The organism is Bacteroidota bacterium (genome assembly GCA_013360915.1).
Lineage (GTDB): Bacteria > Bacteroidota > JABWAT01 > JABWAT01 > JABWAT01 > JABWAT01.
Genome location: JABWAT010000001.1, coordinates 290302 through 309203, shown reverse-complemented (window position 1 = coordinate 309203; position 18902 = coordinate 290302). Strand labels below are relative to the sequence as shown.

Here is an 18902-nt window from a genome sequence, read left to right as displayed (position 1 = left end):
AAGAAGACAGGAGTCAGGAGTCAGGAGTCAGGAGATAGATAGGGTATACACTCTTCACCAATCACCAATCACCAATCACCTTCCGACCCAAATTCTGTTGCTCAGCAGGGGACTTCTGCGCCTTTACGGGCGTAGTACCACCAGTTAAGAACCAGACAAATGACATAAAAGGCCGTAAATCCGAAAAGGGCATATTCAGGGGTCCCGGCTTTGACCTGTTCACCGAATACTTTGGGGATAATAAAGGCCCCGTAGGCGCCGATGGCGGAGGTCCAGCCCAAAACAGGGCCGGCCTGTTGCGGGTTGAATATGAACGGAATCATCCGGAAGGTGGATCCGTTGCCGATTCCTGTGGTGATGAATAGCAACAGAAAACACAAAAGAAAGGGAGTGAAATACTGGGTCGGATCGGAGGCTTCCCGGGCCTGAACGATGAACCAGGCGACACCGAGCGCACAGGCAATCATAAAAATGGTGTCCCAATGGGTCACCCGTGCGCCACCAAACTTGTCGGAAAGCCACCCTCCCACCGGACGAATCAGAGAACCTACCAACGGACCTAACCAGGCATAGGTAAATGGATTCGGGGCCGCCGGATTTATGCTTCCATCCGGAAGACTTCCGAAGACAATTTTGATCAGCAGGGGAAATGCGGCTGAAAAACCGATAAACGAACCGAATGTCATGATGTACAGCACGGTCATGATCCAGTTATGCTTATTCGAGAAGATCGCAAACTGAGCATTCAGGCTGGTCTTAATGGCCCCCGGCACCAGTTTCATCAATCCAAGACACGCCAGAATTGTAACCGGAAGGACAATCCACATGTTTAATTTCAGCCCGATCAGCAGCCAGGCACCGATTCCAGCCGCAGCAAATCCGATCAGGGTCAGGCCCGTTGCTTTGATCAGGGCGTCGGCGGTTGAAGTGAAGGAAGCTCCCGGCAGGTTGACCATACCAAACCATGCAGCCAAAGCCGCAATCAGGAGAATGGGGACCCAGATGAAACCGGCATTCTGGATCCACACTTGTGAAACGGATTCATTTTTTATCAATTCGGCAGGATCTCCGCTGAGAGGTCCGAAAACTGCTACCGTCATGACGGCCGGAATCAGGACCTGCATGACCGAAACGCCCAGATTGCCGATCCCTGCATTCAGACCGAGAGCGGCACCCTGCACTTTTTTGGGGAAGAAACGGTTAATGTTGGACATGGAGGAAGCAAAATTTCCGCCTCCGATTCCGGATAAAAAGGCAAGAGCAGCGAAGGTGAAATACGATGTGTTTTTATCCTGCAGTGCCAAACCAGCACCAATGGCAGGAATCAGAAGCATGGCGGTGGAAAAGGCAATCACATTGCGTCCGCCCGAAATGGCAATCAGAAAAGAATTGGGAATCCGCAACGTCGCCCCGGAGAGACCAGCAATGGCAGCCAGGCCGAAAAGTTGCTGGTCATCGAAAGGAAAACCGAGATTCTTCATCTGAACCGTGATAATGCTCCACATCATCCAGACTGAAAAGGCGAGAAGGAGATTTGGGATGGAAATCCAGAGGTTTCGGTTGGCAATGGTTTTCCCTGATTGGTTCCAGAAGGTTTCATCTTCGGGCTGCCAGTTGGAAATCACGCGGCCGGGTTTCAGGTCGGGTAGGGTTGACATGGTTGACAAATCCTGCGTTAATGGGTGGAAGTGGTACGGTTTCTGTTCCAGATAACCAGCTGAGGCGGTCTGACGAAATAGCGGAATGGCAGAGAAAAGGCATGAACCAACCGGCTGAACGGTACGAGCAGAAGCAAAATCCAGGCAAAGGTCATGTGAAGTTTAACAACCAGTGGTAAATCGGTCACGTAGGCAATTTGCGGATCAAAGGAAAAGAAACTGAGCAGGTATGGGGACAGAACTCCGGTAGCCCAGGCCGACCCAAACGGATACAGGACAGCGGTCAGCAATCCTAGGATGATCTGAACCATCAGAACGGATAAAATCACCCAATCCATGGCGGAGGTAACCACCCTGATTTTCGGGGTTAACATCCGGCGGAGAAAAAGCATGGTCAGACCAAACAGGGTGATGACAGCCAGGCCAAGTCCGATGGTTTCGATGATGACCAACGTCGTGTAGTTATTCGTCATCAGGGACCACAGACCTGGGAGAAAAAAGGCCACCAGATGTCCGGCCAGAATGATGCCAATGCCGATATGCCAGGGCATGGAACCCCAGAAAACGGCATTGTTTTCAAGAAACTGGCTCGAAAGTGCGGACCAGGAGTACCTGTGAAACAGAAATCGGAATACGGACCCCACGATAAGAGTGGCTACGGCCAGGTAGGGAAGAATCGCATACAGAAAGTAGTCAGTCATGGCTGATCCTTTGCAGATAAATTTCAAGAACGGTACAGGCCAGACACACAGCTGCGAAGGGCCATGCAGCCTGTGCGGCGGTTTTTTCGCGGGCCTGGATGAGGGTCGGCACCACAAGCTCAGCAATCAGTCCGGTGGATTTTTCTCCCGGCCCGAGGAAGGTGGCAAACCGGAGCAGAACGGGAATAAAATCGGGTAACTCACCACCCGAATGGGAGAATCCTTCCGATTCGAACGCATCGGCCAAACGAGCCATCAGCATGCTTCGTTTAAAGTTCTCCTCTCCGAACAAATGGATGGAAGCATACAGGTGGCAAGCCGGGTTCATGTCGAAGGTGGTGGTGTAAATTTCCCTCCATTCATCGGGTGACTGATCACGCAGAGAGTCGATCAGTGCTGTCAGATTCTGATAGCAGGCTGGCAAAACATCCAATTCATCCAACATGGATTCAAGCCGGTGAATGCGGTTCAGAAAGTCGTCAGACGGGTAGTCCAGCAACGGAGCCAGCGCATCGGGAATCAGATGTAAAAGTGTCCGTTTTTCGAAGGTGGTATCCATTAAAAGCCCCTTGAAGGCTGGTCGTGGGTTCCGAATCCGGTACAACCCTTGCAGACTTCGGGATCCATCACCGGTTCAATGGCCTGATCCCGCTGGGTTGGCGGAAGCACAAATCGTTCATCCTGGGTTGGCAGACTGGTCATGTGATAGATGGCATCGGCTTCCACCTCGGTGGTTCCTGCTTTCATCAGAATATCCAGCACATGGTCGCGGTTAATATCCCTGACCTGTTTCAGCCGCTGGTAATACCGGATGGCCAGCATTTTCCGCAGCGAATAGAGGAGCACCTCTTTATTTCCTGCCGAGAAAAGATTGGCGAGATAATCGAGGGTGAGGCGTGCCTGTTCGACACCGGCAAAAAAGGTGTCGCTATCCTGAGAGTAAAGGCCATGATCGACACGACCCATGACAGGCAGCAGGGGTGGAACGTAAAACAACATGGGCGAGGTGCGGTATTCGATATGTAGCGGCAGGGCCAGTTTCCATACTTTCACGTATTGATAGACCGGTGATTTCTGAGCGGCTTCAATGGTGGCGAGGGTCACTCCCTGACTAAGTGCTGTTTCAATCACCTGTTCATCGAATGGATCCAGAATAATGCTGCGTTGGGCTTCAACCAGATTCTGATTGTCGGCACTCATGGCCCATTCAATGCGGTCAGCATCGTACAGAATCACACCCATGTACCGGATGCGGCCGACGCAGGAATGGAAGCAGGCAGGCGGTTGACCGGTTTCCAGACGGGGGTAACAGAGAATACATTTTTCCGACTTACCGGTTTTCCAGTTGTAATAGATTTTCTTGTACGGACAGGCCGGAATGCATGCACGCCATCCGCGGCATTTGTCCTGATTGATCAGCACAACGCCATCTTCGCCCCGTTTATAAATGGCGCCCGATGGACAAGCCGCCACACAGGACGGATTGGTGCAATGGTTGCAGATACGCGGCAGATACATCATGGCAATGTTTTCGATCTCGAGCAATTGTTCCCGTTCGGCCGGGGTCAGGTGATCGTTGTTCGGATCGTTCATGGCATATTTGGGTGATCCGCTCAGGTCATCATCCCAGTTCGGGCCGGCATTGATTTCGATCGGCTTACCGGTGATTTGTGAAATAGCCCGGGCCGTTGGCTGATCGTCCCCTTCGGGTGCGTTGAACAGATTCTGGTAATCGTAAGTCCAGGGCTCATAATACTCATCAAGCCCGGGTTGATTCGGATTGTAAAATAACCTGAACCAATGCCCGGCTTTTGACTGGGACCGCAGTTTCAGTTTTCCGTTTTCCCGGGCCCAACCGCCTTTGTATTTCTCCTGATTTTCCCATTGGGTGGGGAAACCGGTACCCGGTTTGGTTTCCACATTGTTCCACCACATGTATTCCGCCCCCGGACGGTCCGTCCAGATGTTTTTACATGCAATGCTGCAGGTGTGGCACCCGATGCATTTGTCGAGATGAAACACCATCGAGACGTGTGATTTGATATTCATCGCTATGCTCCGGTTTGCCGCTTAATAATTGACCTGATTCATTTTTTTGATAATGACCTGGGTTTCGCGGTTTACACCGGTCGGACCCCAATAGTTGAAGGCGTAGGTAAACTGGGCGTAACCGCCGATCATGAACAGAGGTTTTAACCTCACCCGTGTAAGACTGTTATGCCCACCGCCCCGCCGGTTTCCTCTTTCGGGTGATTTGGGGACGGAAAGGGTTCTTTCAGGACTGTGATAAACCATGCACATTCCTCTTGGTAACCGGTGACTGACGTTCGCCCGTGTGCACATCACACCGTTGTCATTGATAATTTCCACCCAATCATTATCCTGAACGCCGATGGCCTTTGCGTCCTCATCGTTCATCCAGACGGGTTCCACTCCCCTCGATAAGGTTTTCATCCTCACCGTGTCTCCGTAAGTGGAGTGAATACCCCACTTACCGTGTGGAGTCAGGAAATTGAGCCGGATTGTCTGCCCCTCAGGTGATGAATTGACCAGATCACCGTAGTGCAGGGCATCGATGACAGGTTTGTGGGTCGGAAGGTTTTCTCCATATTGAACGTAGGCTTCGTGATCCAGATAGAAATGCTGCCTTCCGGTCAGGGTCCGGAACGGAACACCCCGTTCCACGTTCAGACAGTAGGCCGAGTAGGTCCGGCCCTTGGTGGTGAACCCGGTCCAGAATGGTGAAGTCAACACTCTTCTCGGATTGGCCACAATGTCGGCGAAGGTGATTTTTACACCGCGGTTGGGACCTGCCAGATCCATCAGATCCAGCCCGGTTTTTTTCGATTCATAGTCAAACGCACGCCAGGCCAGTTCTCCGTTGGTTTCGGCCGCAAAGGCCAGGATGAATTCACAGACCAGTTTATCCTCCCGAAGTGAAATCCGTTCTTCTCCCTCAACCAGTTCGGTTGGAAATTCTTTCAAATGCTGTTCATGCAGATCGGCTACATCGATATGAACTCCGTGCATTCCAAGTCCATTTTTCCTGATACCCGGGCCGACCGAAATGAATTTGTCATAGACTTTGGAGATATCCCGGTCCACAACCCGGAAGTTGGGCATGGTTTTTCCCGGTATGGGATCCACTTCGCCTGTGATCCAGTTTTTTACAGTGGGTTGTGCCAGTTCGCCCGGTGTGTCATGGGCAATCGGGGTGGCGATCAGGTCGGTGAAGGAAGGGAAGGCAGTTTTCTTTGCCAGTTTCGAGGTGGCTTTGGCAATATTTTTGAAAATATCCCAGTCATTGCGGCTTTCCCAGCAGGGTTGAACGGCCTTTTGCAGCGGATGGATAAAACTGTGCATATCCGTCGAGTTCAGGTCATTCTTTTCATAGAAAGTGGCGGCCGGCAATACGATGTCTGAATACAGGGCAGAGGTATCCATCCGGAAATTCAGGTCCACGATGAGATCCATTTTTCCGGTGGGAAGTTTTTCATGCCAGGCCACTTCCTTCACCTGATCGGGTCCGATTTCGGGTGCTATTGCATTGTCGTGGGTCCCGAGGTAGTGGCGCAGAAAGTACTCATGTCCCTTGGCTGATGACATGAGGGCATTTCCGCGCCAGATATAGAACAACCGGGGGAAGTTGGCTTCATGATCGGGATCTTCCACACTGAATTTCAGTCTCTTTTCTTTCAACTGGCTCACGATCCATTCAATAATCTCTGCGTCGGTTTTTGCACCGGCCGCACGGGCTTCTTCCACCAGAATGTGATTCGGTTTTTCAAACTGGGGATAGAATGGTAACCATCCGTTCCGGACGGCCTGAATATTCTTATCAATGGTGTGACCGGTGGTCAGATCCTTGCCCGGATCGGCAACGGCACAGAGCTCATCGAACCGTTTGTCATACCGCCACTGATCGGAATGGATGTAGTGAAAGGAAGGTGAATTCTGCTGCCGGGGAGGTGCGCCCCAATCGGCTCCGAAGGCGATGGGAGCCCACGAGGTTTGAGGAACCAGTTTTTCCTGACCCACATAGTGGTTCAATCCACCTCCGTTCACGCCAATACATCCGGTCATCATCAGGACCGAAATCGGTGCACGGTACACCAGATTATTATGATACCAGTGATTCGCCCCGGCTCCGATGATCACCGAGCATTTTCCGTGGGTAACCTCGGCCGTCTGAGCCCATTCACGTGCAAACCGGATCACCGTTTCCTGACTGATACCCGTGAATTGTTCCTGCCAGGCCGGTGTGTAGGGTTGAGTGGGATCCAGATAGGAGATGTCATTTTCACCTGGTGCACGATTCACACCATATTGGGCCATCATCAGATCAAAAACCGTGGTGATGGTGACTTTACCATGAGTGCCTTTTACCTGTTGAACCGGTACTTTCCGGGCAACCACACGGTCATTGGTTCCGATTGAAAAGTCATTGAAGGTTACCGGAATCCACTCGGATTGATCGGTCTGAACAGAAAGGGCGGGGCGGATGTCCTTGCCTGAGATGCTTTCCTTCGGATTCAGATTCCACTGACCTTTGTCTTTCTGCCAGCGATGGCCAACGGTTCCCATGGGAATTACCGGTTTACCCGAGATTTCATCCCAGACGAAGGATTTCCATTCCCGGTTTTCCTCTTTTTCTGTTCCGGGTACTTCATGAGCCTTCAGAAGCGATCCGGCACGCCAGGTGCCATCGGGTGCTTGCTCTAGTTTTACCAGGAAGGGAAAGTCGGTGGTCCGCCGTGTGTAATCCGTAAAATAATCCACCTGTTTCTGCTGGTAGCATTCACGCAGAATCACATGCCCCACCGCCATCCAGAAAGCGGAATCCTGTCCCTGCTGAATGGGGATCCATTCATCAGATCCTTTGGCCGTCATGTTAAAGTCAGGAGAAAAGACCACCACTTTAGCCCCTGCATGGCGGGCCTCGACCATGAAGTGAGCATCGGGAGTACGGGTCATGAATACATTCGATCCGATGGCTGCAATAAACTTGGAATGATACCAATCGGCCGATTCGGCCACATCGGTCTGTTCGCCCCAGATTTCAGGAGAGGCAGGTGGCAAATCGCAGTACCAGTCATAGAAACTCATGGAAACGCCGCCCATCAGTTGCATAAACCGCGCACCGGCCGCATACGAAACCATGCTCATGGCTGGTATGGGGGAGAAGCCGATGATACGATCGGAACCCCATTTCTGAATGGTGTACAGGTTGGCTGCTGCCATGATTTCTTCGGCCTGTACCCAGGTGGTGCGGCGGAATCCGCCTTTGCCCCGCGCTTTCTGATACTGACTGCGCAGAGACGGATTTTCCTGTATGGAACGCCAGGCATCCACCGGATTTTCATGTGTCTGACGGGCCACACGCCACAAATCGAGCAGACGGCCGCGAATGTAGGGATATTTCACCCGGACCGGACTGTAGATATACCAGGAAAAGGAAATTCCGCGCTGACAGCCTCGGGGCTCATACGGCGGTATGTCTTTGGCAATGATGGGGTAGTCAAGTGCCTGCATTTCCCAGGTGACCAGCCCATTTTTGACATGAATATTCCATGAACAGCCACCGGTGCAGTTCACACCATGGGTACTTCGGACGATTTTGTCATGCTGCCAGCGATTCCGGTAAAAATCTTCCCACGTTCGGGCATCCGGATTGATGAGATCGGCGATCCAGGACATGCGTCGGGTTCCTTCTGGTTTTAGTAATGTTTCAGGGATTGACGGACGGGTTTGATTCTCGCGCCGTACATGAAAAAGAAGATGGCGATCAGGATGCCGCCAATGGCCGAACCGGCCAGCAGGAAGTTGAATTCCGCTGTTCCGGTATCGGATTGCTGATCGACCGACTTAAGAAAAGCAGTCAGTTTTGCTGCTTCATCGGCTGTGATCGGGTGTTGTTTATATGGCTCACGCATCACCCGGAACGAAGCGTTCTGAATGGCAGAGACCAGTCCGGCTTCACCAAATTTTGTGTAGGCTCCCCGGAGAGAGGGGCCCAGTTTACCATTCCCGGTCCCCTGTTCCTTAAAATTGGTGTGGCATGAAATGCATGACATTCCGCCATTGGTTAAGGGGGTGGAACCAACATATAAAGCCTCTCCGGCCAGTGCGTCTTCCGATTTTACCGTCATCGGTTCTGCCGAAGCAGGCGGTGTCAGCAGTCCGGATGGATTTTCGGAGCGGATCAGTGCAATCAAAGCCGATTTCTCCTCCGGAGTGAGAGGGCCAGTCATGGCTTCCATCCGGCCAAGGGCTGAATGAAGCACGTCATCCGGGTGGTTTTTCGACAGATTCAGGTCCGGACCCACCACTACCTTGCCAAACTGATGGCATCCCGCACATTTGGAACTAAACACTGCCACCCCTGAAGTCAAAGAAGTGGAATCCTGAGCAATCCCCGCCGTGACAAACACAACGGTCAGCAGAAAAATGGTCAACCGGTAAACTTTCATGTTCAATGTTCCGCCCTTTTGGTTACCAGCAAAATTAAATATGGACTAAATAGTATATATAAAAGTGAAAATTAAGTGAGGATTAGAGATAAGTGGATGAAATGGTCCACTAAAGAAAAAGGACCAAGTGATGTACTCAGGAGACAGGAGTCAGGAGTCAGGAGTCAGGAGGGGAATTCAGAATTCAGAATACAGAATTCAGAATGCAGAATTCGGAATACAGAATTCGGAATACAGAATTCGGAATACAGAATACTTTTGGTGTTCGGATTTACCTGTAAGAAAGGGATCAAACTATCAGCTGCCATTCAGGTGTGGCACCTCAGACACTGACGGAAAAGCCGGAATCTCGTCTTAGTCATTCAGTTAACGGGTTCTGCAGAATGACACAGACCCCGACCTGGGTTGGGATGACAGTGAAGAATCGGTTTTACTGATCATGAATGACCGGTATTTACGATTATCTGTTTTAGGCCCCTGATCGGAGTCGAAAGGCTGATCACTTCTTTAATCAGATACGGGAAAAACCGGTCTGCTTCGAGCGGTCATTGAGCGCAGTCGAAATGCAGCCACCGGGTTTTTCCGCTCGCCAATTACTGACCAGGTTCAAAGAGACTGACGACGGGCTAATCACCAATCTCCACTCACCAATCACCACTCACCAATCACCAATCACCACCCGCCAGCAGCCAATCCGGCCAGGGCACTGATTCCGATCCAGAGAATGAGGTTTACTTTGTACCTGATCAGGGCAAGAAGCGAAATGGCCATCCAGCCAACAGGAAACCAGGAAATGGAATCAGATTGAACTCCGGAAGGAAACAGGACTTCCTGACCAAGAAAGAGGGCCAGATTCAGAATCACTCCGACGACCGCCGCCGAAATAATGGTCAGGATTGCCTTCACTGCCGGATTGTCCCGGGTCCGTTCGATGACCGGTGCTCCGGCAAAAATGAAGAAAAATCCGGGAAGGAAGGTGAACCAGACCGTGGTCAGAAGGGCCAGCGTTCCGTAGACTACCGACGCGTCATGAAGATTATATCCGGCCATGAAGCCCACAAAAGCCAAAACCATGATGAGCGGACCGGGTGTGGTTTCCCCAAGGGCCAGACCATCGACCATCTGCAGAGGACTTAACCAGCCCAACTGCTGGACCGTGACTTGTGCAACGTAGGGAAGTACGGCATACGCGCCACCGAAAGTGACCAGTGCAGCCTGGGTAAAAAAGGTGGAAAGCTGAATCCAGAAACCTGATTCGGTGAATAACACCAGAAAAATCAACAACGGCATTCCCCAGAAAACCAATGTGATGGCCAATTGTCTGAGGAATCGATTGATCTGGAAACCATCTCCGGCCGGATTCGTTGCGTTCAGAAGAAAGCCGGCTTCTTCCGATTCCTGTTTTTTTGCAGAACCCGATGAGGCATGCAACAGTGCAGGTGCTTTCCATTTCAGAATCAGAGCAAACAGAGCGGCTGACAGAAGGATAAGCGGAAAGGGGACCTTCAGAAAAAACATTGCTGAAAACGACAAAACAGCGGTCACCACATGGGTGGCTGATACAAGCGACTTTGAGCCGATTTTATAAACGGCACATAGAATGATGGCCACCACGGCTGGTTTCAGTCCGGAAAAAAGAGCCTGGATCCAGGGAACCGATCCCCAGGTCACGTAGACCAGACTTAAGCCAAGCAGAATCAGAACCGAGGGAAGAATGAAGAGCATTCCGGCCGTCAGTCCGCCCTTTACACCGTGCAGCAACCAACCGATGTAAATGGCCAGTTGCTGTGCTTCGGGTCCGGGAAGCAGCATGCAATAGTTGAGTGCATGAAGAAACCGGCTGTTACTGATCCATTTGCGGCGGTCGACCAGCTCGTCATGCATGATGGAAATCTGACCTGCCGGACCTCCAAAACTGATCCAGCCAAGCTTAAACCAGAACCGGAAGGCGGCCGCATAAGTTGGATAGTCAGCCGCCTGCATGTTACAGATTTTCCACCAGCCAGTTGGTCATATAAGTAAACAGATGGTAACGGGCTTTTCCACCAGTGATGCCATGATACCGGTCCGGGTAAAACATGGTGTCAAACTGCAGTCCGTTGGCAATCAGTTCATCGGCCAGTTCCACTGCATTCTGAAAGTGCACATTGTCATCGGCCGTACCATGAACCAGAAGAAAATGGCCTTTTAATTGTTTGGCCCAGGTCAGCGTTGAAGCGGACTGATACCCTTCCGGATTCAGCTGTGGAGTCTGCATAAACCGTTCGGTGTAGATGGTGTCATAAAATTTCCAGTCGGAAACCGGTGCCACCGCAATGGCTGCTTTGAACACATCATTTCCTTTAAACAGGCTGTATGAGCTCACATAGCCCCCATAACTCCAGCCCCAGATGCCGATTCGGGTTGAATCGACCCATGACCGGCTTCCCAGCCAGCGGGCAGCCGCAATCTGATCGTCTGTTTCAATGTTGCCCAGTTTTTTGTACGTCACAGTCCTGAAATCACGACCTCTGAATCCGGTTCCGCGGTTATCGGCGCAGACAATGACATACCCCTTCTGGGTCAGATGGGCATACCAGAAATAATCCCGGATCCAGGCATTCAGAACCTGTTGAGAGCCGGGACCGCCATAAACAAACTGAAGAACCGGGTACCGTTTGGTCGAATCAAAATCCGCTGGTCTGATCATCCAGGCATTCATGGGTGTACCATCGGCTGCCGGAATGGTAAGAAACCTGACTTCGGGAAGTGAGTAGGATTTCATCGAGGACATGGGATTTTCCACCAGCGTTCTGATCTTTTCTCCCTTGAGAGAAACAAGATAAGTTTTACCAGGTTGATTGGCATGGCTGTGATTATCAATGAAATAGGGAGCATCCGGATGCAGATTTACCCGATGAAAGCCAGGGTCGCGGGTCAGACGGGTCAGTTTTCCGTCAGAGATAGTAACCTGATATAAATCACGGTTCATCGGTGATTCCCGTGCAGCTGTGAAATAAACCAGTCCGGCTTTTTCATCCACCCGCTGAACCTGATCCACTTCCCACGATCCGCTGGTCAGTTGCCTGATCATTTTTCCCGACTGATCATGAAGGTACAGGTGGTTGTAGCCATCCTTTTCTGAGCTCCAGATAAACGATCCGGAATTCAGAAAAGTGAGATTATCATTGATTTCCAGCCATGCAGGTGCTTTTTCGGTCAGAACCGTTGTCTGATTTCCGGTCCGAGGTTCCCAGATAATCAGGTCCAGTTGGTTTTGCAGGCGGTTCAGGCGCTGAACGGCCAGTTTTCCTGAAGATGAAACCCATTGAATGCGGGGAACATAGATATCCTGATCCTTACCGAGATCGACCCAACGGGTTTTTCCATCGTCGATATTGACCACTCCGATAGAAACCAGCGAGTTGGCTTCACCGGCTTTCGGATATTTGTAGTCGTTGGTTTCCGGGTAGGTTCCGGTGTAAAGTGGAATCTGAAACCGTGGAACCCGGGTCTGATCGAGCCTCCAGAAAGCAATGGAACGCGAATCCGGACTCCATTGCCAGCCATTGATCACCGAAAATTCCTCTTCATAAACCCAATCAAAATGACCATTCAGAATCTGATCGGTTCCGTCGGTGGTCAGTTGGGTAAGATTCCGTGTGGCCAGATCCATGACAAACAGATTGTGATCTCTTACAAATCCGATTTTTTTCCCGTCGGGCGAAAGTTGCACAATCTGATACTCTCCGTCATCGGATGACACCTGTCTGAAACGATTCTCCTTGCGGTCAAACAGGGCCACATACCCACCTGTTTTCAGGCTGCGGGCCGTCAGGGTTCCGGTGAAAACCAGAAACCGTCCATCGCTGGTCCACTCGTAATGGTCAATATCGAGGGCCGAATCGCGTGGCGTCTCCCGAAGTTGTTCTGCAGAAATCAGCAGAGATTCCTTTCCCGATTTCAGGTCATACCGCCAGATATCAGTCAGGCCGGTTTCCGTGTTTCTTTTCAGGAAAGAGTAGGCTGCATCACCCGGAATCCAGGTGTTACCCTTCAGAAAATCACCTCTGAATTTTCCGTGCAGAAAAATGTCTTCCAATGTGATGGGTATTTGTGCAAATACCGGTGACTGTAAAACGATAAGAAGGAAAGCAGCCAGTGTTTTCATGGTTTACCAGGGGGAAGTGTGGTTGGTTTTTTTCTGAATTTTGTATGTATAGTGGGTGGTGTTCAGTCCGGAAAGCACCAGTTTCACCGGTTTCCCCCGACGTTTCACTTCCAGGGTCAGCGTGCTGTCTGACAGGTTGCCTGCCAGCCAGGCATCCAGATTCTTGTCGGGCAGTGGATGGAAAACCGATCCGGAGAGTTTGTCTCCCAGAAAAAGTCCCGCCTTCATTGCAGGAGAGTCAGGCAGAACCTGATCGACCACCCAGTCTTCATCCACCCGTTTAAAATCCGCTCCCAGAAGGGTCCGGCTCACCGGATCGGCAGGGACTTTGATAAGTTCATAGCCTGCAGAATCGAATGCCTGCTGAAAAGGAAAAGGCTTGGTTCCATGAACATAATCGGCAAACCAGGGTGCGTAGGACTTTCCGGTGAGAAGCTTCAATCCGTTCAGAAGGTCCGATTCCTGATAGAACCGGCCTTTCACGGGGAATTCGGCAACCAGCCAGCGCATCAGGTCGCCGAGGGTTTTCTGGTGGTTCGTTTCTTTGCGGATATCGAGATCGAGAAGCAGGGCAAACAGTTCTCCCTGAGAGTAAAAGGTTACCATCCGGTTTTTATTTCCATCCGACGAATACCCATACAGCCAGGCGTCATAACTGGCATCGGCAATGGAAGTGACTGCAGTTCCCGGATTTAACTCTGACTGGCGGATGAGGCGTTCGAATTCTTCCCAATACTCTGCTTCGGTGATAAGGCCGGCCTTGTGATTCAGGTAGATATCAAAATAGGAGGTGAACCCTTCCAGAAACCAGATCAGATTGGTGTATTGCTCCTTGCTGTAGTCATACGGTTCCAGATCGGCGGGAACGAGGTATTTCACATGCCAGGCATGAAACAATTCATGAGAGGTGGTCGGGTAGGCTCGTTTCCAGTCATCAGGGTCCGGCAGATTGGTGAGGGGCCCGAGCACCATCGAGGTGCTTTTTGCATGTTCCACCCCGTGACCACTGCGGTAATCGACCAGATGGTACAGAAAATGAAAGTCGGTAAAGGGGACCACACCCTGCCAGAAATCAAGGTGGGTACGTGCCATTTTTCTGATACCCTCAGCCAGCGCATCCGGATTTCCATTCGTTTCTCCCTGAATCCAGATGTGGAAATTGATGGAATCCACGGTCACTTTGCGGTGCTGGAGGGTAGGCGAAATAATGGTGGGGGAATCGGCCAGTTCATGAAAAGAGGCAGCAGTAAAGGATTTGGGTCCTGCCGGTTTCAGGGCTGTGGCGGTTTGCCAGCCATCGGGGTGATTAATCTTCAGGAAAACGGGTTCATTCAATCGACCCGGCACATACATAAACAGATTGGATCCGTTAAAATAGATTTCCTGATCGTTGTAAAAGGTTGATCCGGCATCGAGAATCGTTGCGTAAAAGGAATAAGTAACGGTGATGGCAGAGACATTTCCGTTCGAAATTTCCCAGGTGTCCTTGTTGAGTTTCCTGATGGGCAGGGGAAGACCGGTTTCCGATGCCGCCCTGACTTCCTGTACCAGCCTCGAGTAATTCTGAATGGCATACCGGCCGGGACGCCAGGCAGGAAGTGCCACCTGCTGAGTCCCCGGCAAGGCATTCCGGATGGTCATGGTGATATCGATCAGGTGACTGTTGGGCTCCCTGAAATCCATGGTGTATTGAATGGCCGGCTGTGCAGAAAGTGACATGGCGAAAAGTGGAAAAAGAAGAAAAATCAGTCGTTTCATGTGTGGAAGATAAAAACGACGATCTGCCGATGAAAATTCCGGTGAGATTCCTGCCGGTGGATGAAGGCAATTTATAAATGGCACAGACAGAGATCTGCATTCCTGACAAATTTCATTTTCTTGGAAAGATCAGGACTGTCCAATGTTCAATCGTCTGGTCCTTGCCTTTATTTTTGCAACGAAATTTACCTTATAAGGGATGATTGTATGTCTTTTCCAGGTCAGATTAAAAAGGCAGTGGGATATTTATGTTTGTTTGTAGGGGTTATTTCTTTTCAAGTTCTGATTCCAGGATCTGGTTCTTCACAATCCCTTGCCCCTGTGGTATTTTCTCGATCCTATGACTCGTTGTTTGCTATCGGACATCAGTACTACCTTCAAAAACATTATTCAGAAGCTCGACACGTTTTCGAAGATTTGTATAAAAACAGTGATCTGGAAAAAACCGATGGATTTCTGGGCCTGTTTTATTCTCATACCCTGGCCAGACTTGGAAAAACCGAAGAGGGTTTTCTTATCCTGGCTACCTACCTTGATACATTTGATGGAACAGAAAAAGAGGTCCAGAACAAAGAATATTTTGAGTTTATGACTCCCAGGTTACGGGAGTGGTCCGGAATTTTTCCGGCAGAACCAGTGATTCTGTCCGACACGGTTCAATTCAGTCCGTATTCACAATCACCAAACATCAATCGGGCACTGAACAAATACCCTAAAGATCTTGTGAAAGAAGGCATACAAGGATGGGTGGTTTTAAAAGTCAGAATGGATGCCACAGGTAAAAAGGAAATTCTTGAAGTCCTCGAATCACCGCATGAGGCATTGTCTGAAGAGGCGATTAAGGCGATTCTGGCGAATAAAGGTACTCCTAAAATGATCCACGGATATGCCTTTCCGGTCACGCTGGAAGTCTCACTGAATTTCACCATCACAAAAAAGAAAAAGTAGGTCTGTTTGCGTCTGGATTAACCAAACTGCTGCATGGAAACACAATCAAGCTAGTTAAAATGGTGACACAATGGTGGTTGCAGATGGGGATGATTACTCAGTACGTTGAGTAATTTAACTCAGTATATTGAGTAAAGTTTGAACAGGTTGTCAGGTAACGTAACACTAACAAAAAAGTCTGAATGGCCAGACCACTATTCCGGCTTATGCGGAAATCCATCCGTACAGACATCAGCAGGCTGATATAACCTACCCGCGCACGGTCATTTTATTGCCGATGTAGACGGCGATAAACGTCATCACGGCGGCGAACAATCCCACCCAACCGTAATTTGCCAGTTTTCCGTCGGGCAGAGTGGTCACGATCAGTCCGCTTAAAAAGGCTCCCAATCCGCTGGTCAGATGCTGAATACAGGAATTGATCGCCATGAAACTGCCGCGTTGTGCCGGATTGGCACTTCCGGTGATCATGGCCATGGCTGGTACGATCCGGCCATTTACTGTGATAAAGAAAATGATTGTCACGGTCAGAATCACAAGCAGGTGAACGGGTGGCAACACGGTGATGGCCACGATCGGCACCACCGAAATCAGGGCGAATACAGTAAAGACTTTGGGTTTGCCCATCCGGTCACTTAACCGGCCCACCCACTGGCTTGAGAAAAACGTTACTGCTCCGCCAGTGAAATAGACCCAGGGAAGTTCTGCGTTGGTCATGCCGGTATTGAAGACCAGATAGGGAGCAATAAACGGAATCACTGTAAATCCGGCCAGCATCATGACGGCCATGAGCAGATAGGCTTGCTGATGGTTTTTATCTGTCAGAACCGTCCGGACAGTTTCCATTAGCCTCGGTCGATGCGGCCCCGTTTGAGGTTGAATACGGATCAGATAGATCCAGACAAAGACCAGAACAATGCCGCTTGTACCAGCAAGAATAAAAAACGGTGCGTGCCAGTCCCACAAAGTGGCAAAATACAATCCAGAGGGAACCCCGATCACGGAAGCAACCGAAAAGGCTGCCATCAGTGCACCGGTGGCGGCTCCCCGGCGTTCGTAGGGAATAATATCCCCAATGATTGAAAAGGTAACGGCTGTCAGTACCCCTCCGAAGATTCCGGTGAGAATCCGGGCCAGCAGCAACGTTTCATAATTCGGTGAAAGTCCACAGGCCAGTGTTCCGATGGTAAAGCCGGTATAAAGCAGAAGCAGGACCCGTTTCCGTTCAAATCGATCCAGAAAGAACCCGATGAGCAGACCGAACAGTCCTGCGCTGAAGGTGTAAGAAGAAACCAACAGAGAAAATTCACTGGTCCCGATGGTAAAATAATCCATAAGCCGGGGACCCAGCGGCATCATCAGGACAAAATCGAGGATATGAGTAAACTGAATAGCAGCAAGCAGAAGAATCGTTGCGCGTTCACGACCGGGTGTTAAATTGTGAGCAGAGGACAAGTGGGATCCCGATTTGGATTGGAAGTGTGTGGTTTTTTTAACTGTTAGACCTATCCCTAACAACAGTTTAACCCGAAAAAGTCCATATTTACTGTCAAATTTCGTATTTTTGGCCAACTTTATACAAAAAGGAATGATTATGTCGGTGCCTATGGCTTTCGATCCCCACTCCCCCGAGGTGATCAGTTTTCTGAAGTCCGTCGAAAATTTCAGTCAGCTAAATGATGATGACATCCGGGTAATTGCCGGATTTCTCAAAAAAACCAAATTCAAAGCCGGTGAAACGGTGTACAAGGAAGGTGATGCCGGGGGGGAAGCCTACCTGGTGGCCGCTGGTGAACTGGCCTGGGAAAAATTTGACAGGACGATCAAAATTTATTCGAAGGGCTCTCTTTTCGGAGAGTTGTCTCTGGTGGATGATCAGGCCCGGAATGGAACCGTCCGTGCGTTGACGAATGTGGAACTGTTTTCATTTTCCCGTCAGGATATCGAAACACTTGAGCAGGGAAATCCGCTGGCTTACGGCCACTTTTACCGTGAATTGGCCCGTTTTGGTACGTCGCTTGCCCGTGAAGAGGAAGATTTTTACCGGGAAATGGATGTGCTCATTATTCAGGACGGCGGGTGCGCCCCGGGTTACAACTCGGTCACGGCCTTTATCAGTCAGTTTCTGGAAGCCATGGGAAGGAAAATTTTCGTTGCAGCCGAGGGATTCCGGTCTGTGGTCAGTGGTCGTACCGAGGATTTCCGTGCATTGGTTTATTCTCCCCGTTTGTACCGTCAGTTACAACGAATTCCTGGCGTGATGTTCGCCCCGCCGCTTCGGGAGGCCCGCGGAGCCGATTTCCGGTCAGAGCGGTATGGTGATTTCAGATTGCCCGAGGTTCAGGAACAGGCTGCAAAAAATATCCTTCGCCGGAAGGTGAAGATTCTCATTGGTATTGGCGGAGACGGCACACTGAAAGGGATGAAAGCCCTGTCAAAACTGTTGCCCGATAACATTCTCATGTACTTCATCCCGGTTACCATCGACAGCGATGTGTTCGGAACCGAATGTATCGGAGAACACACCGGTGTGGAAGTGGGTGCTGAAAAGATCAGATGCTACATGGCCGATGCCCGGACCCACCATCGCTGCTACATCATTGAAATGATGGGTGCTGCCGGCGGATATCACGCTCTCCACAGTTGTCTCGGTGCCGGTGCTCACCTGGCCGTGCTTCCTTCCTCGCGTTTTGACATGAAGGAAGTGGCCGAATCCCTGAAAAACCGTGAAAATACTGTCATTGTGGTTGCTGAAGGCTATAAACAGAACGAGCGGAAGCAAAAGGGATACAAGGGAAATGCGGCCCAGTATTTCATGGAAGAATTGCAGGAAGCTGGTCTGAATGCCCGGTCAAGAGTGATTGCTGAAGGCTTCTCACGCGATATCCGCGGCGCACAGCCGAATAACATGGATATTACCCTCGCCCAACGGATGGCCCGTAAACTAATGCAAATGGTGATTCAGGGTGAAAACCGCCGGATGCCTGCTGTGCTTTCCGGTCAGGAATATTCCATCGGTTTCGATGAAATCCGCACCGACAACAGCGTTTCCACCGACCTGGCCAATCTGGCAAACCGTCTCGGTGTGAAAAACATGAACGATTACCTGCCTTATTAATCCTGGTCAGTCCGGATGGCGGCGGGAGCTGTCATCCGGACCGGGGAATGTCCTTTCACTTTGAGCGTCTGGTTCAGGTTGTTGGGTTCAACCCCATCT

12 protein-coding genes are annotated in these 18902 nt (G+C 50.6%); 2 read left to right on the top strand and 10 right to left on the bottom strand.

From position 1 onward, the window contains the following. Nucleotides 1-101: 101 nt before the first annotated feature. From HUU10_01330 to HUU10_01290, 9 genes are all read right to left on the bottom strand, one after another. Nucleotides 102-1658 (bottom strand): NarK/NasA family nitrate transporter, encoded by a 1557-nt coding sequence (locus tag HUU10_01330; protein NUQ80228.1) that lies wholly within the window; start codon nt 1656-1658, stop codon nt 102-104. A gap of 17 nt (nt 1659-1675) precedes the next feature. Continuing rightward, nucleotides 1676-2359: a respiratory nitrate reductase subunit gamma gene (narI, locus tag HUU10_01325; GenBank protein ID NUQ80227.1), complete on the bottom strand. Its 684-nt coding sequence runs from the start codon at nt 2357-2359 to the stop codon at nt 1676-1678. After that, nucleotides 2352-2918, bottom strand: a complete 567-nt coding sequence (gene narJ, locus HUU10_01320; protein ID NUQ80226.1) for a nitrate reductase molybdenum cofactor assembly chaperone — start codon at nt 2916-2918, stop codon at nt 2352-2354. Before narJ ends, narI begins: the two co-directional genes overlap by 8 nt. Beyond that, entirely contained in the window at nt 2918-4408 is a 1491-nt protein-coding gene (gene narH, locus HUU10_01315; protein ID NUQ80225.1) for a nitrate reductase subunit beta, read from the bottom strand. Before narH ends, narJ begins: the two co-directional genes overlap by 1 nt. Nucleotides 4409-4429: 21 nt before the next feature. Beyond that, a complete protein-coding gene (locus HUU10_01310; GenBank protein ID NUQ80224.1) occupies nt 4430-8056 on the bottom strand; it encodes a nitrate reductase subunit alpha in 3627 nt (1208 codons plus the stop codon). Nucleotides 8057-8076: 20 nt separating this feature from the next. After that, a complete protein-coding gene (locus HUU10_01305) occupies nt 8077-8829 on the bottom strand; it encodes a cytochrome c (protein NUQ80223.1) in 753 nt (250 codons plus the stop codon). Between the two features lie 672 nt (nt 8830-9501). Then, nucleotides 9502-10812 carry a chromate efflux transporter gene (gene chrA / locus HUU10_01300; GenBank protein ID NUQ80222.1) on the bottom strand — a complete coding sequence of 437 codons (1311 nt, stop codon included), beginning with the start codon at nt 10810-10812 and terminating at the stop codon, nt 9502-9504. 1 nt (nt 10813) lies between these two features. Next, on the bottom strand, nt 10814-12979 hold the full coding sequence (locus HUU10_01295) for a S9 family peptidase (GenBank protein NUQ80221.1): 2166 nt from the start codon (nt 12977-12979) through the stop codon (nt 10814-10816). A 3-nt stretch (nt 12980-12982) separates the two neighbouring features. Beyond that, nucleotides 12983-14737, bottom strand: coding sequence for a M61 family metallopeptidase (locus HUU10_01290; GenBank protein NUQ80220.1), 1755 nt, complete (start codon nt 14735-14737; stop codon nt 12983-12985). 321 nt (nt 14738-15058) lie between these two features. Between HUU10_01290 and HUU10_01285 the strand changes: the two genes are divergently transcribed. Next, nucleotides 15059-15685: a TonB family protein gene (locus HUU10_01285; GenBank protein ID NUQ80219.1), complete on the top strand. Its 627-nt coding sequence runs from the start codon at nt 15059-15061 to the stop codon at nt 15683-15685. Between the two features lie 249 nt (nt 15686-15934). Here the strand turns inward: HUU10_01285 and HUU10_01280 are convergent, their stop codons facing one another. Next, complete coding sequence (locus HUU10_01280; GenBank protein NUQ80218.1) at nt 15935-17140, bottom strand: MFS transporter; 1206 nt, start codon at nt 17138-17140, stop codon at nt 15935-15937. Nucleotides 17141-17279: 139 nt separating this feature from the next. Between HUU10_01280 and HUU10_01275 the strand changes: the two genes are divergently transcribed. Continuing rightward, nucleotides 17280-18803 (top strand): 6-phosphofructokinase, encoded by a 1524-nt coding sequence (locus HUU10_01275; protein NUQ80217.1) that lies wholly within the window; start codon nt 17280-17282, stop codon nt 18801-18803. Nucleotides 18804-18902 lie beyond the last annotated feature (99 nt).

What these genes read in the sequence shown, in the direction of transcription:
- narJ (NUQ80226.1), bottom strand. Translation starts at nt 2,918, where the DNA reads ATGGATACCACCTTCGAAAAACGGACACTTTTACATCTGATTCCCGAT.
- HUU10_01275 (NUQ80217.1), top strand. Translation starts at nt 17,280, where the DNA reads ATGTCGGTGCCTATGGCTTTCGATCCCCACTCCCCCGAGGTGATCAGT.
- narI (NUQ80227.1), bottom strand. Translation starts at nt 2,359, where the DNA reads ATGACTGACTACTTTCTGTATGCGATTCTTCCCTACCTGGCCGTAGCC.
- HUU10_01295 (NUQ80221.1), bottom strand. Translation starts at nt 12,979, where the DNA reads ATGAAAACACTGGCTGCTTTCCTTCTTATCGTTTTACAGTCACCGGTA.
- narH (NUQ80225.1), bottom strand. Translation starts at nt 4,408, where the DNA reads ATGAATATCAAATCACACGTCTCGATGGTGTTTCATCTCGACAAATGC.
- HUU10_01290 (NUQ80220.1), bottom strand. Translation starts at nt 14,737, where the DNA reads ATGAAACGACTGATTTTTCTTCTTTTTCCACTTTTCGCCATGTCACTT.
- HUU10_01310 (NUQ80224.1), bottom strand. Translation starts at nt 8,056, where the DNA reads ATGTCCTGGATCGCCGATCTCATCAATCCGGATGCCCGAACGTGGGAA.
- HUU10_01330 (NUQ80228.1), bottom strand. Translation starts at nt 1,658, where the DNA reads ATGTCAACCCTACCCGACCTGAAACCCGGCCGCGTGATTTCCAACTGG.
- HUU10_01305 (NUQ80223.1), bottom strand. Translation starts at nt 8,829, where the DNA reads ATGAAAGTTTACCGGTTGACCATTTTTCTGCTGACCGTTGTGTTTGTC.
- chrA (NUQ80222.1), bottom strand. Translation starts at nt 10,812, where the DNA reads ATGCAGGCGGCTGACTATCCAACTTATGCGGCCGCCTTCCGGTTCTGG.